The sequence below is a fragment of the Bacillus paranthracis genome, assembly GCF_024296885.1.
Classification (GTDB): Bacteria; Bacillota; Bacilli; order Bacillales; family Bacillaceae_G; genus Bacillus_A; species Bacillus_A paranthracis.
This window is the reverse complement of the sequence record NZ_CP101135.1, coordinates 581835-597155: the sequence shown is the minus strand read 5'-3', so window position 1 is coordinate 597155 and position 15321 is coordinate 581835. Positions and strand designations below refer to the sequence as shown.

8 protein-coding genes and 2 pseudogenes are annotated in these 15321 nt (G+C 34.0%); 1 reads left to right on the top strand and 9 read right to left on the bottom strand.

Translation table 11 applies throughout. From position 1 onward, the window contains the following. Positions 1-42: 42 nt before the first annotated feature. The 7 genes and pseudogenes from NLJ82_RS03030 to colA form a co-directional block, all read right to left on the bottom strand. Positions 43-735 carry a response regulator gene (locus NLJ82_RS03030; protein ID WP_000503455.1) on the bottom strand — a complete coding sequence of 231 codons (693 nt, stop codon included), beginning with the start codon at positions 733-735 and terminating at the stop codon, positions 43-45. After that, positions 735-2345, bottom strand: a complete 1611-nt coding sequence (locus NLJ82_RS03025) for an ATP-binding protein (protein ID WP_012644181.1) — start codon at positions 2343-2345, stop codon at positions 735-737. Before NLJ82_RS03025 ends, NLJ82_RS03030 begins: the two co-directional genes overlap by 1 nt. Before the next feature lie 150 nt (positions 2346-2495). Beyond that, a complete protein-coding gene (locus tag NLJ82_RS28855; protein ID WP_372465204.1) occupies positions 2496-3356 on the bottom strand; it encodes a methyl-accepting chemotaxis protein in 861 nt (286 codons plus the stop codon). An 81-nt stretch (positions 3357-3437) separates the two neighbouring features. Continuing rightward, positions 3438-4472: pseudogene (locus NLJ82_RS28850) on the bottom strand (HAMP domain-containing protein); the annotation flags it as partial. Positions 4473-4708: 236 nt separating this feature from the next. Continuing rightward, positions 4709-6283, bottom strand: a complete 1575-nt coding sequence (gene floT, locus NLJ82_RS03015) for a flotillin lipid rafts scaffold protein FloT (protein WP_000155027.1) — start codon at positions 6281-6283, stop codon at positions 4709-4711. 12 nt (positions 6284-6295) lie between these two features. Continuing rightward, a complete protein-coding gene (locus tag NLJ82_RS03010) occupies positions 6296-6844 on the bottom strand; it encodes an NfeD family protein (protein WP_000242441.1) in 549 nt (182 codons plus the stop codon). 247 nt (positions 6845-7091) lie between these two features. After that, positions 7092-9989 (bottom strand): collagenase ColA, encoded by a 2898-nt coding sequence (colA, locus tag NLJ82_RS03005; RefSeq protein ID WP_001036386.1) that lies wholly within the window; start codon positions 9987-9989, stop codon positions 7092-7094. Positions 9990-10257: 268 nt separating this feature from the next. Between colA and opuD the strand changes: the two genes are divergently transcribed. Continuing rightward, on the top strand, positions 10258-11808 hold the full coding sequence (opuD, locus tag NLJ82_RS03000) for a glycine betaine transporter OpuD (protein ID WP_000591583.1): 1551 nt from the start codon (positions 10258-10260) through the stop codon (positions 11806-11808). 102 nt (positions 11809-11910) lie between these two features. On the opposite strand, the pseudogene NLJ82_RS02995 reads toward opuD, so the two are convergent. Next, positions 11911-12081: pseudogene (locus tag NLJ82_RS02995) on the bottom strand (GNAT family N-acetyltransferase); the annotation flags it as partial. A gap of 122 nt (positions 12082-12203) precedes the next feature. Further along, the gene (locus NLJ82_RS02990; RefSeq protein WP_000827917.1) at positions 12204-15269 is read right to left on the bottom strand and encodes an NEAT domain-containing protein; all 3066 of its coding nucleotides are present in this window, start codon (positions 15267-15269) and stop codon (positions 12204-12206) included. Positions 15270-15321: the final 52 nt, after the last annotated feature.

Genomic DNA, 15321 nt, shown 5'->3' with positions numbered 1-15321 from the left:
ATAAAAAAACAGTAGCGGACATATATCCTCTACTGTTTTTTATTATGAAGGAATAAGAAAATATCTTCTTTCTGGTCTCCCAACACTCCCATATATAAGCTCCGCATGAACTTTCTTTCCTGATATTAAATATTCTAAATAACGCCTCGCTGTCGATCTGCTTACTCCGACCATTGAGCTTAGCACTTCCGCAGTAATACCTTCTTCATTCACTGTTAACATATGCTTTTTTATTTTTGCTAAAGTTAAGGGGTCTATACCTTTCGGGGCATATTCTATTTCATTTCCCTTTACGCCTCTTTGAGACCATAAATGTTCTATTTGTTCGATAGATAATTGGTTATTTTTCTTTAACTGCACAAGCTTTTTTTGGTAATTTTCCAAACTTGTTTTAAATCGATCAAACATAAGTGGCTTTACGATATAATCTGTTACTCCACCTCGCAGGGCGTGCCTCACTACATCTGTTTCCGATGCAGCTGTAATCATAATAATATCTGTATCATGTAAATTATGTCTAATATATGTGACAAGTTCCGTTCCTTGCATATCAGGTAAGTACACGTCTAATAAAACGAGCTGTGGTTTCACAAGATCTAGCCATTCTTTCGCTTGTTCCCCAGTCGTCGCTGTTCCAATTACTTTAAATCCCTCAATCTTTTCAGTAAAACGACGATGAATGTCTGCAATTCGAATATCATCTTCTACAATCAATACTTCAATCTCCTCACCCATTACAATTCGCCTCTCTCTTTTGGTAATGCAATAATAAACAATGCACCACCTAAATCCCCTTTTTCGATTGCGATACTTCCATTTAAATCTTCTACTAACTCTTTCACCTTTGCTAATCCATATCCTCGCTTCTCGCCTTCTTTCGTCGAGAAGCCTTTATAGAATATGCTAGCAATGACCTCATCATGAATCCCTTGTCCTGAGTCTTCCACTTCAATGACTATTTCTTCTCCGATATCAGTTACAAACATTCTTACTTTCTTATCATGTTCTTCATTTCTTTCAATCGCTTCAAATGCATTCGTAATTAAATTTCCTAAAATAGAAACGACATAATTACTCTCAATATGCGGGCTTAATTTGTCTAAGCTACTCTCTCTATCTAGCATAAACTCAATCTTCAACTCTCTTGCTCTATTATAGAATCCAATTAAAATCCCTCCTAACCATGGATTTTGAATTCGTTTCATAATAAATTGAACAAAATCTTGATATACCGCTGTTTCCTTATGAATAAGCTCCAAAGCATCTTCATATAATTCTAGCTGGATAAGACCTGAAAGCGTATACAACAAATTGTTATATTCATGCGTTTGCGCTCGTAATGCCTCTGTATATTGCTTCGTCTGAGATAATTCTGCTGTTAACTGATCCATTTCAGATTTCAAACGTAAGCTCGATACAACGCCAGTTACTTTATTCTTTACTTTAATGGGTAGACGGTTCGCAATAACAGCCTGCCCTTTTATATTTAATTGGCGGTCAAACTGTTCTTCACCAGTTTGAAGTACATCTAATATCGTTGAATTAGGAATTATATCTAAAATAAATTCTCCAATAATATTTCGTTGTTCATCTAGCGAAAGAATATCATAGGCTGCTTGATTAACTAAACTAATTATGCCATGTTGATCAATGACAATAATCCCCTCACGTACAGATTGAATCACTGTACTATGCTCTTCATATAAAGATGAAATTTCTTCTGGCTCCATCCCAAACATCATTCTTTTTATACTGCCAGCTAAATATATAGAGCCTATTACTCCAATTAATAGACCTATTATTGTAATCCAAAACACACGCTTTCCATACACTTCTACCGCTCCATGAATATCATCCATTGAAAATCCAACAGATACCACACCAATGATTTCATTTTCCTGATTATGGATTGGAACTTTTCCGCGTAATGAAGGGCCTAATGATCCAGTTGCTTTCGAAACGTAAGATTTCCCTTCTAATAAAACTCCTTTGTTATCTCCGCCAACCATTGCTTCTCCTATTTTATCTTTCCTAGGATGTGCATAACGAATCCCTTCTTTATTTCCAACTACAATAAAATCAGCATCTGTATCAATTCGAATTTTTTCCGCAATCGGTTGAATAATAGAAGCTGGATTTTCTGTTTGAAAAGCTTCCTTGATTTCTGGTATAGCAGCAACTGTTTTCGCAACATGCAAAGCTCTTTTGCCAATTTGCTCTTCTACCGTTTCAGATAATATGTAATAAAATAAATAACTCGTTAGCATAAGTACAACAAGAATAAGTGTACTAATAGTTAATGTGATTCTCGGTTGGAGTTTTAATTTTTTAAATTTCAAAACCATTCCCCTAACATGATTAAAGATAGAATTTAAAGAATATACAGTCTCTTTAATTATACTTAATCATAACACGGTTACTCTATATTTCTTTCTTTTTCTCTTCATAAAAAAGAAACGAAGTAAAATTATTACCTCGTTTCTTAACAATCATTATTACACTTTAAACTTACCAATCATCTCCTGTAATTCTTCTGCCATTTGTGATAAATGAACTGCTGCTGCATTGATTTCATCTACTGAAGCTAATTGTTCTTCTGAAGAACCAGCAATATTTTGAACGCTTGCTGCATTTTCTTCAATCGTAGCTGCAATTTCATTAATTGATGCACTAACTTGTTTTGCATCTACTGTCATTTGCTTCGCTACTTCTACCATGTTATCAATTTGTACAACTGTATCATCCGTAGATTTCAGTATTTCAGCAAAGCTTTGCTTCGTTTCATTTGCAACTACAAGCCCTGATTGTACTTCTGTCCCAACTAGCTTCATAGAACTTACCGTTTCCTTGATATCAAATTGGATTTCTTTCACTAGTTTTCCAATTTCCGTAGAAGACTGTCCTGATTGCTCAGCTAATTTTCGTACTTCATCTGCTACAATTGCAAATCCTCTTCCTTGCTCTCCAGCTCTTGCAGCCTCAATTGCCGCATTTAACGCTAATAAATTGGTCTGCTCTGCAATATGTTGAATCACCTCAAGAATTGCTCCAATTTGTTTTGATTTATCATCTAACAAAACAATAACTTTGTCTGATTGTGAAACAGACTCATGGATTAATTGCATTTGATTCACAGTTTGTTCAACTAACTTCCCACCATCTTCAGCCTTTTTCTTCGTATACATCGATGCTGTGGATACTAATGAAGAACTGTCTGCAACACGCTGAATTCCTTCTGTAACTTCTTCCAATAAAGTTGCGCCTTCTTCAACTTCTTTCGTTTGTATTTCAGCCCCGCTCGACACTTGCTCTATTGCTTGTGTAATTTGTTCCGTCGCTTCACTTGTCTGCTTCATACTAGCTGTTAATTCTTCTGAAGATGCCGCCACGTGACTTGCTGAAGTATTTATATTAGAAATGACATGATGTAATGATGCCGCCATCTCATTAAAACTTTCTCCTAGCTGTCCAATTTCATCTTTAGAATGAACTGTAATTGTTTCTGTTAAATCGCCTTCACTAATCTTTTTCGATGATATGACAAGTTGTTTTAACGGACTAATAATAGAAGCAATTATGAAGTAAATTAAAATCCCACCAATTATTAATGAAATACCAATAACAGTTAGCGTTTTATAGAAAATAGGATTAGCTGCTTCAATAATTTCTTTTGAAGGCATAATTCCTGCTATTTTCCATCCCGTCTGCTTATTTGTTATAAAGGTAATATTGCGATCATCACCATCGAGTTTGAATTTAAATTCACCTGTTTCCTGTTTGTACAATTCCTTCTCAAGTTTTTCTTCTATTTTGTCACCTGGTTTCATCGTCGGATGTGCTATTACATGTTTAGATTGGTCGAAGATTGCTACATATCCTTTTTTGCCGATATTGACCATTTTTGAAGTATTTACAATATCATTAATAATTAAATCAATACCGAGAACACCGCTCTTATCCTCATTTTGTTTTGCTATTGTAATAACAATATTCCCTGTTGTACTTGACTTATATGGGGCTGTGATAACCACTTCTCCGCTTTTTTTCGCTGCTTCTTTATACCAATCTCTTTCGGTAGGATTATACCCATCTGGCATTTGAATAGACGGTGATTGAATAAATTGTCCCGTACTAGACCCCGTATAAATTGCTTCTATTTCTGGATGTAACTTATTATATTCTTCTAATTTATTTTGCACATTTTGAAGCTGATCAGTTCCGTAACTTACTCCATTAAATAACTTTGTAAAATATACTGCGTCTACCTTTTTACTGTCTATCTCTTTGTTAATAACATTATTTAAAACCTTTACGTTATCTTCCGCTGATTGTAAAATTGTTTCATTAAAATTTGTCTTTGCTTGCTGATAAGACGTCCAACCAATTACAATACTTGGAAGAATTAAAACAATAACAAATGACACAAGTAACTTTGCTTTTAAACTACTTCTTCTTAATTTCCCTTGAAACATATCTCTACCCCTCCATACCGTTTTAAATGTAATTGTTTTACATTTAATTTCTTTATATAAATTATACGATTAAAACGTATCAACTCTTTATCTCTTTTTCTATTAAAGAATTAATACATACCTTTTTCATTCTATATAAATTAAATAATTAAAACAATATATTAAAATGTAAATTATTCGAACAATTCACAGAAGAACCTCTAGTATCTCACTTACTAGAGGTTCCACCCACTATACTATTCTTTATCTTTTTCTACTTCTTTTTTCTCATCTTCTACTACTGATACAACCGGTTTATCGTTTGATAATTGTTGTACTGCTCCTTTTCCAGCAAATCCTTCTAATAACTCTTTTAAATCAATGCCAGAAGAAGCTTTTAATGTTTCTTGCATCGTTGCCATTAAATCAGTCGCATAACCTGCAACTTTTCCGGCGCCGCTATTTTTACCACCGCCGCCTGTATCGACAACTGTAATTTTATCAATGTTACTAAGTGGGCTTGCAACTTCCTTCGCATAACTTGGAAGCATTTTAAGTACCATATCCATAATTGCCGCTTGGCCATATAACTCAAATGCCTCTGCAATTTTTTGTTTCGCTTCTGCTTCTGCTAAACCTTTTAACCTAATAACATCGGCTTCCGCCGTACCTTGTGCTTTTTGTACTTCCGCTTTCGCTTGACCTTGCGCTTTTTCGATTTCCGCCTTCGCTAAACCTTCCACACGTACTTCTTCCGCACGTGCTCTCGCTTCAGCTTCAATCTTATATTGATCCGCATCTGCCTTTTTCATTTGTTTTACTTTTTCTGCTTCCGCTGATTGCTCAACAGCATAGCGATCTGCATCTGCTTTTTTCTTTACTTCTGCATCGTATTGCTTTTCACGACGCGCAATCTCTTTTTCTTCTAATTCAATTTGTTTCTCACGCTCAATGATTTTAACGCGCATTTGCTCTTCTGTAACACCTTGTTGCGCTTTCGCTTGTTGTAATTCGTAAGAAAGATCCGCATCTGCACGAGCTTGTTCTTGCTCTCTCTTATAAGATTGTACTTTTAATTCTTTATGTTTTTCAGCTTCAGCGATTTGGGCATCACGTTGGTATTCAGCTTCTTTCGCTTCTTTCTCAGCACGAGCTTTTTCAATACGAGCTTCCTTTTCACGCTCTGCATTTGCAATTGTTGCATCACGCTTAACCGTCGCAATTTGTGGCTGACCAAGTGCATCTAAGTAACCGTTCTTATCCATGATTTCTTTAATTGTAAAGGAAACGATGCGAAGACCCATTTTCTTTAAATCTGTAGAAGCTACTTCATGCACTTTTTGAGCAAATTGCTCTCTATTACTATACGCATCTTCTACTGTCATAGAAGATAAAATCGCACGTAAATGACCTTCTAAAACTTCTTTCGCTTCTACTTTTAACTCTTCTGTTTCTTTTCCTAAATATTGCTCAGCTGCTGTCGATACTTCTTCAATTGTAGAACCTACTTTAATAATAGAAACACCATTTACTGTAACTGGAACACCTTGCTTCGTATACGTATCGCGTGTGCCCACTTCTAACTTGTAGTTTAGTAAGCTTAAAGGTTCTGCTCTTTGCATGATTGGCACTACGAATGTACCGCCACCGCGAATAATCTTAATCTTCTTTCCATCATCAGTGGTCACTACATTTTTCCCACCACCAAGCCAGTTCCCTGTAACAATTAACGCTTCATCTGGTCCAACTGTTCGATACTTCGTAATGAATACTAAAATGAGTAGAATTAAAATTGCGAGTAAAACTCCACCAATAATTAATGGAATCGTCATGTGAATTCCCCCTTATAATTTTGGTTTTTTTAAAGAATAAGCGATGTTTTGTACAAGCAAAACACCATCTTGGACTCCCTCAATAATAACTTCAGTTCCTTGTGAAATATCTTTTTTCCCAATTGTTTTAGCTGGAATTGCATTACTTCCAAATTGAGAGGATATTAATACTTCACCAAATCCTTCTGTAGGAATTGTCGTAATGACTTCTCCCTTGCAACCAATGAATTCATCCATACGTTGCACAGTATTTTGTTCTGCTTCTGCAATCGGTTTTAAAATTAATATTTTCATTATGAATACACCAATAAAGGATATAGCAAATGCAGCCACGAAAATAAGAATACTATTAAAGGAAAATAAATATTCTCCTATATAACTAAGTCCACATAACATAGCGAAAAAACTAAGTAATAAAGTAACAACGGATACAGATCCGCCTCCAAAACTAAATATGGATTCAAATATATCCCCAAAAAAGATATAAATCACAGTGAGTATAGTAGCAATAATAAATCCGTATAAATAAATTGTCTCAAGTGGATAACCAAACAAAACCATTTCTTATCCCCCTCTCTTAAACAATCCCTTTTTTGTTATGTGTATGCCCCACCTCTTTCAAAGATTATTGTTCTTAATTTTCAGTTATTTAAATTTTAAAGAAAAGCCTGTAAGACAGGCCCCCTAAAAAAGAACAGGAGAAGCCTATTGTGACAGGCTCCTCCTAGTAAATAACCGATATATTATATATCTATATAATATACTATTTTCCACAAAAAGTAAAGTTAAACATACATTGGAAAAGCACTTATTTTACTGATAATTTGTAAGTTCCATCGCCATTATCATATTTATATACATACAAGTAATATTCACCTGGTTTTGCATTAAAGTTTGCCTCTATATGATTGCCATTTGCTTGACCGTAAGCAGCATAATTTTGCATATCTGATTCATGGTGAAGTACCCATGTCATCCCGATTCCATACTCATTTAAAACGGAAATATCGATATCTTTCGCTGATGCTACATTAAATGTATAAACATCAGTGTGATCCCCGCCGATAAGGCTACCTTTTATCGTAGTGTTTAGTCCAATACGATTTGCTTCCTCCGGGCGATTATTTGGTTCTGATTCTGTTAAACTTCCATCTTTAACCGTAACCGTTGTTTCGCTTTTGCTCTCTTTCCCTTTATCATCTTTTACTATTAACGCTACTTTATATGAACCTTCTCTTTCATATACATGTACTGGATTTACTTCTGTACTTGTTCTTCCATCTCCAAAATCCCATAAATATGAAACGATTTTTCCATCTTCATCTTTTGAGCCGTCACTTTTAAATTGAATACCTTCTTTTACAAGTCCATTATAAGGGCCATTTATATTAACCGTTGGAGCTTTATTTTCTCCGTCATCTTTTGCGATACCGTGGAAGACTACATCATATTCAAATTCATTTGAGCTATTTACACGATAATTGACGAAATATGCTGTAACAGTTTTGTAGCCACTCCATTCTTTTTGCGCAAGTTGTTCCAAAACTTCATTTACTTTCTTACTCATTGCGTTCCAATCTTCTGACTCACCTTTTGTTACACTACCTGTATACGTACCTTCTAATGTAAATGTATTAAAGAATTGGGAGCTATGTTTTGTCATTTTTGCATCTTTCATCGGCAACGTTTCAGTCATTTCTTTCTCTACTGCTGTTAATGATTTTGGGGCATGTTCAGCTAAATAATCATCCGCTACTGCCGGTACATTATATTTATCTTGATTATCGATTAGCTGCTGCATATACTCTTGATACTCTTTATTTAACTTAGGATCTTTACTTAGATTTTCACGATATGCATCATAATTTTTCACGTCATTCGCACGAATCAAATCTTGAATTTTATCAAATGTTTCAAACTGATGCGTATATAAGTAAGACTGCAATGCGAACGAGTAATTATAGAAATCCCAAGAACCGTATTTAGCAAATAATGTACGCTCTGCTGTATAACGACTTGCAGGATCAGATGATAATCCACTAATGATGCTCTTTCTCGGTACTACATTATTTGTTCGAGTAGACCCTGCGAAAAACTCTGCATTTCCTTCTTGGAACCAAGTTAACCTTTCATTTTGATACATATCTCCTCTTCCGAATAAACCTGGCACTTCATATCTCCCTTGAAGATAATGGGTAAACTCATGGCGGAATAATTCTTCTAAACTATAAATACTTTGTTCTGGCGTGCGTTCATATGTAAAGAATGTTCCTGTTTCTTCAATATAAATTCCACCGTTGTTCGTTTCATATCCATACAGTTGTCTATTTAATTGGTACTCTTCTGGACTGTTATAAATTACGATCGTTAATATATCATCTGCATTGCCCGGCTCTAACGCTTTATCATTCCCAATTACACGATGATACTGCGCTTTTACTTCCTTTGCAGCCCAGTATAGTCTCTTAATTTTTTCTTCCGATACTTTATCTCCTGTTTTAAATACGATAGATCCATCATCAAATGTATACGTTTTTGGTAAGTACTGCTCTTTTCCTTCTTTACGTATTTTCTCTAAATCTACTGTATTCCCGCTATAATCTTTTCCGTTATAATTTGTTGTAATTTGTTCTACTGCGACAAAATACGGCTCACTTAAACGTGGATACATATGCATTGCCTGTGTCACAACTTCTAATCCTTTATTTGGATTGCTATGAAACTTCCCTAAACGACTAGCAAAGTAAATTCCATTATTAACGAGCCACTTATTTTCTGGTGTTACTTCATTTAGAAGAGCAATACGATTTATTTCATTAATAAACCCATCTACTTTTCCATACCACATCGTTTCATTCGCTTCTTTACGAGCCTCAATTAAGTAAGACTGTATATCATAGTCAATCCCTTGCATAATATCGTATATTGCTTGTCCCTTCATTCGATCATTTACATACGTATTAAAATTATCATTGTATTGCTTTAAAATATTCGATGCGTATTGAACTGTTTCAACATCACTTGACGCATTACTAATTAATTTACCGTATGCAGATACGACTGTATCTTGTTCAGCTGTACCAAGCTTAAAGTTTGGATTTTTTGCGATTGCTTTTAAAGCAGGTAAACATTTGTCCTGAAAGCTTCTTTCATTTAATTCACTTAATTCGTTATTATAAAATGCCAGATAAAAAGCTGAACGTAACACTTCCGTAAATGTTTGAATTCCTTTTGAATCATCTCTCGTAAACGTACTACCTCGATGAGCTAATTCATCTATAATGACTTGCATTTTCCCCTTATCTTTATAAAAAGCTTTTGCATCTTCATTAAACTGGAATAAATCTGTAATTTGGTGCCACTTAATACAGCCTAACGTTTCAACTAATTCTTGATCATTCATTTTGTTTAAATCAGCCATTGAATAACTTTCCTTAACTTGCTTTACTGCCGCTTTGTTCGGAATAGATGCTGGTCGCTGTGAAAAGTCTCCTACTTTTAAACGTTCTTGAAACGATAATGTTTCCTCCGCTTTAGAAACGTGCCCAATCTCATCTACTGGTTTTTCAATTCCAACTGGTTTCGTTTTCAACACGTTATACGGTACTTTTTCTTCTGCTGATGCAGGAGCTTGAAGCGCCCCTAATGATAGAGCCATTGTACTAATGCTAAGCATAACTTTATTAATCTTTGATTTCTTGTTCATATCCTTGCCCCCTATTTTAATATTCCATCCAAGAATTTAACATAAAATCTAGATACAACAATATAAAATGCAATATTTCATATTATTTCTTCTTACATTTTGTACATATCGTGAACAATCTCCCCACTATCTAGCCGCCAATAGTTATGAATCTTTAGCGATTAAACAGTCCTTTTACACACGTTAAAAATCGAATTTTTTGACAATTAACCCTTTAATTGTTATGATTAATATAATTGTTAACTTTATTAAACAAGGGTGGGATTCTATGATAAAAAAAGAGAACAGTGTATTTTATATCTCCATCTTGCTAACAACATTATTCATCATATGGGGAATTACCCCGGCAAGTTGGATACAAGGCTATGATTTACAAAGCGTTACATCTTCCTTAAATTCATTTATCCTCAATAAATTTGGATGGTTTTACTCTCTACTTATGACCGCAATGATTATTTTAGCCGCTTATTTAGCATTTTCTAAGTACGGTTCTATTCGTCTTGGTAAAGATGGAGAAAAACCAAAGTATAGTTATCCATCTTGGCTATCCATGTTATTTGGGGCAGGAATGGGAATTGGACTCCTCTTTTATGGAATCGCTGAACCGATTTCACACTTTACAGATCCACTAACAGGAAAAGCAGGTACAGAGGAAAGCGCCAAGCTCGCTATGCAATATTCATTTTTCCACTGGGGTCTCTTTCCATGGTCACTATACGCAATGGTTGCTTTAACAATTGCATATTTCACATTCCGCAAACAAAAAGGTAGCACAATTGGGGCTACAGTTACTCCATTATTTAATCGATCGAAAAATTCTCCTATCGGAAAAACAGTCGATATTTTAGCTGTTTTAGCCACAGTATTCGGTATTGTACCATCTGTTGGGATTGGTGCTCAACAAATCGCCGGAGGATTAAGCTATTTATTCCCTTCTATTCATAACACTTTATTTACACAGCTCATACTTATCGCCATCTTCGCTGTTTTATATTTAACAAGTGCACAAACTGGCTTAGATCGTGGGATTAAATATTTGAGTAACTTAAATTTCTCTCTTGCAGGTATTTTACTCATTTCCTTTTTACTTTTAGGACCAACTGTATTTATTATGAAATATTTCACATCTACACTCGGTTCTTATATTGGAGCTTTACCTAGTATGGGATTAAATTTAGGAGCATTTAATGAAAAATCTTCTTCTTGGATTGAAAACTGGACTATTTTCTATTGGGGATGGTGGATCTCTTGGTCTCCATTCGTCGGTACATTCATCGCCCGTATTTCTAAAGGACGCACAATAAAAGAATTTATTTTTGGAGTTGTATTAGTCCCAACTCTCATCTGCACATTTTGGTTTGCAGTATTTGGCGGTACCGCTATCCATATGGAAATGTTCCAATCGCTTGGTATAGCTGATGAAATCGCAAAAAATGGTACAGAGATTGGATTATTTGCTGTTATTTCACATCTACCGTTCTCTACATTTTTAACAATTATCGGGTTAATTTTAGTAGCCACATTTTTCGTTACTTCTGCTGACTCGGCAACATTTGTCGTTTCTATGCAAACGAGTAACGGAAGCTTATCACCAAAAAATAGTTTAAAACTTATATGGGGATTAACAATCGCGATCATCGCAGCTATTTTATTACAAGCTGGAGGATTAAATGCACTGCAAATTGCAGCGATCATCGCAGCACTACCATTTTCTATCGTAGTCGTCCTTATGGTTACTTCACTCTTTAAAGAGCTACGAAAAGAAGATATTAATTCGCAAACGAAAGAAGTTCCGAAAAAAATAAAAAAAGTTATGTAACAATTAGCGCCTCAAATTACTTCTAAATCTGTGATGAATGCGGAAAAAAGTAAATGAATAAAACCCATTCATATGAAATATCATTTTCATATGAATGGGTTTTTACTCTATTATATAGTGTTGTAAACATGCCTTCTCTTCAAAACCTACTTTCTTGTACAACTTCATCGCACGATCATTATTCGTATTCAAACATAGTTCTATCTCTCTCATCCCTTGGAACGAGAAAATATATTGAATTGCAGCTTGTAATAACCGCTCTCCGACACCTTTTCCATTTATCTCCTTCTAAAAAAGACATCACCATAAGCATATTTCAAAATGAAATCGCCATGATAATGTCTTCTCAAAAACTCATATAATCATCTTACGTTATAATAAGATAAAACGTTTTTTTATTTCTTAAATAATCTCTTTCTAAATACAAACATACTCATCGCTGAAAGAACTAACGCTATGCCTGAAAGTAATGTTGATGTATTCTCTTGTCCACCTGTTGCTCCTAATGATTTCTTACTTTCTTCTTGCTTATTAACAACTGGTTTATTTTCTTTCACAACTTGATTATTCACGTTTTGTTCTTGGACTACTGTGGATTGATTTACTGCGTCTTTTAAACCTTCAATTTCTTTTCCTGTTCCTTTTATCTCAGCTTTCGCCTCTTCAACTCCTGTTGTTGGCTCGTCCACTTCTTCTTTTACCTCTTCAACTTCTTTTATTGGCTCTTTTACTTCCTCTTGCTCTTCTTCAACTTCTTTTATTGACTCTTTTACTTCCTCTTGCTCTTCTTCAACTTCTTTTATCGTTTCTTTCACTTCTTCTTTTGTTTCTTCAACTTCTTTTTCCGGCTCTTTTACTTCTTCTTGCTCTTCTTCAACTTCTTTTATCGTTTCTTTCACTTCTTCTTTTGTTTCTTCAACTTCTTTTTCCGGCTCTTTTACTTCTTCTTGCTCTTCTTCAACTTCTTTTATCGTTTCTTTCACTTCTTCTTTTGTTTCTTCAACTTCTTTTTCCGGCTCTTTTACTTCTTCTTGCTCTTCTTCAACTTCTTTTATCGTTTCTTTCACTTCTTCTTTTGTTTCTTCAACTTCTTTTTCCGGCTCTTTTACTTCTTCTTTCGGTATTAATTTTTCTACTATATTCTGCATGACGATGCCACTATATAATATGCCCGTCTCATAATGATCTGCATCCAAGTCAAATTCATATATTTTTTCTCCTAGAGTACTCCAAATGATTCCCTCATCAGTAAGCATTCCACCTGCACTCTTTAACGTAATCTTTTCAATTCGTTCCCCTTCTAAATCATATACAGGTATCTTCACTTCTTTATTTATTTCTGCATCATCCAAAATGACCTTTTGCCTTCTAACATCAATTGTTCCCCACTGGCCTAATTGTATTAACGGCCTTACATCACGAATCTCATTCCCAGCTAGATTTAAGCTAAATAGGTTTAGCATGGAACCAATAACCGTTACATCTTTAATATGATTGTCTTCAAGATTTAACCACTGTAAATTTTCCAATGAAGATAGTGGTGTTATATCTTCAATTTGATTATGAGATACATTCACATTATTCAATTGTTTCAAGTTTGAGATGAACTCAATATTTTTCAGACCTACTCCTTCTAAAGTGAGATTTTCTAAGTTCGTCATGTACTCTAAACCTGTTATATCTTTTATCTCATTTCCTTTTTCTTTAAGGATCTCTAATTTTTTAATCTGTAATAAATCTTCTTTGGTGATGGGAGTGTTTAAATTCTCTCTACCTAAATTCTCTTTATTAATATGTTGTTGTAAAGTTTTATCGAGAATTACATTTTCCTTTTGTTCATTATCCTCTTTTATTTCATCTAACCTTTCAACAACATTTTGAATTACTATTCCATTAAACTTAATACGATTTTCTTCTGGCTTTATATCTAATATAAATTCGTATGTTTTTTCACCGGTAGTACTCCATTTAACAGAACCATTATTAACTATTCCATCTCCATTCTTTAATTGAATAGTATCGAGTGGCTCTCCTTGTAAATTATAGATAGGTATTTTAACTTCCTTATCTTTTTCTACATCATCTAAAAAGATTTTTTGTCTTTGAACGTCAATGTACATTCTTTTTCCTAACTCTTGAACCGGTCTAACATCACGAATTTCATTTGACGCTAGCTTTAAATCATATAAACCTGTTAATTGACTAAGTGGTGTTATATCTGAAATATAGTTTTCTTCTAAATTAAGTGATTGTACAGTAGACATTCTTGATAAAGGTTCGATGTTTTCTAATTCATTTTTAGAAAGGTCTAACTCTACTAATTTTTTCATTGGTGTAATATGTTCAATATTAGTAAGTCCATTGTTACTTAAAGATAAACTCTTCACATTCTTCAGTTGCTCAATCCCAGCAAGATTAGCATTACTAATTTGATTATTTGCTACAGTCAAAGTCCTTAAAGATTTCGCTGTAAATAATGGTTTAATATCTTTTATATAATTACTATTTAAATCTAGCAATTTAATCTTCTTCATTTGACTTAGTGGGCTTAAATCTGAAATTTTATTATTTCTCAAGCTTAAACTCTCAATATGTTCTAACTCAGCCAAAGGTCCAATATCTTCAAGTTCGCCATAGGTTATACTTAATGATTTCAATTGCCTCAAATTCGAGATAAATTTTATATTTTCTAACTTAACTTCTTCCAACGTTAAGTTTTCTAAGTTCTTCATATATTCTAGACCGCTTACGTCTTTTATTCCTTTACTTTTGGCTTCAACGACTATTAAAGATTTAACTTTTAATAAATCTTCCTTAGTTATTGGGGTATCTAAATTTTCTCTATTCAAGTTATATTTATTAATATGCTTTTGTAATTGCTTATCTAATACTACATTTCCGTTTTTATCTTGTTGATCCAATTTATCCTCTTCATTTTCCTTTTGTTCTTCTGGAACATTATTTTCTAAATTTAATGTGTTTACTTCAAACTGTACTTGATACTTATTGTCATAAGCCATTGTCGGAATATAAATATGCATCTGCATATTATATCTCTTCCCTAATTCCCCTACTTCAAACTGAATCACTTTCGTTCCATTTTTCTTTTTATCTTCTGATATTACTTTCACATCATGAAACACACCTGGAGTATGTATATCCTCTGTTTTCAAGTATTGAAAGAAATCACTATCACTTAACGTTGCTGTTACAATTTTCTTTCCGTTCTCAACTGTTAATTTCGGATTTTTTATATAAACAGCTGCCATAGACTCTTCATTTGTTTTATCTTTATACGCTTTAATAACAGCGTCATATGTACCATCTTCTAAACCTTGTCCCGTTTTATTCGCCTCAATTGCTACTGCCGCTAAAGCAGGTGTTGAATAAACAGCAAACGGAAGTGATAACGTCGCCGCTATAATCATTGCATTTATATGTTTTCTTTTATTTCTTTTCAACTTGACATCTCCTCCAAAATATATAAATTAAAATGTAATCATTTCTCGAATA

Excerpts from the sequence above, each read along its gene's own strand:
- NLJ82_RS03025 (WP_012644181.1), bottom strand. The coding sequence starts at position 2,345 with ATGGTTTTGAAATTTAAAAAATTAAAACTCCAACCGAGAATCACATTA.
- NLJ82_RS28855 (WP_372465204.1), bottom strand. The coding sequence starts at position 3,356 with ATGAAGCAGACAAGTGAAGCGACGGAACAAATTACACAAGCAATAGAG.
- colA (WP_001036386.1), bottom strand. The coding sequence starts at position 9,989 with ATGAACAAGAAATCAAAGATTAATAAAGTTATGCTTAGCATTAGTACA.
- opuD (WP_000591583.1), top strand. The coding sequence starts at position 10,258 with ATGATAAAAAAAGAGAACAGTGTATTTTATATCTCCATCTTGCTAACA.
- NLJ82_RS03010 (WP_000242441.1), bottom strand. The coding sequence starts at position 6,844 with ATGGTTTTGTTTGGTTATCCACTTGAGACAATTTATTTATACGGATTT.
- NLJ82_RS03030 (WP_000503455.1), bottom strand. The coding sequence starts at position 735 with ATGGGTGAGGAGATTGAAGTATTGATTGTAGAAGATGATATTCGAATT.
- floT (WP_000155027.1), bottom strand. The coding sequence starts at position 6,283 with ATGACGATTCCATTAATTATTGGTGGAGTTTTACTCGCAATTTTAATT.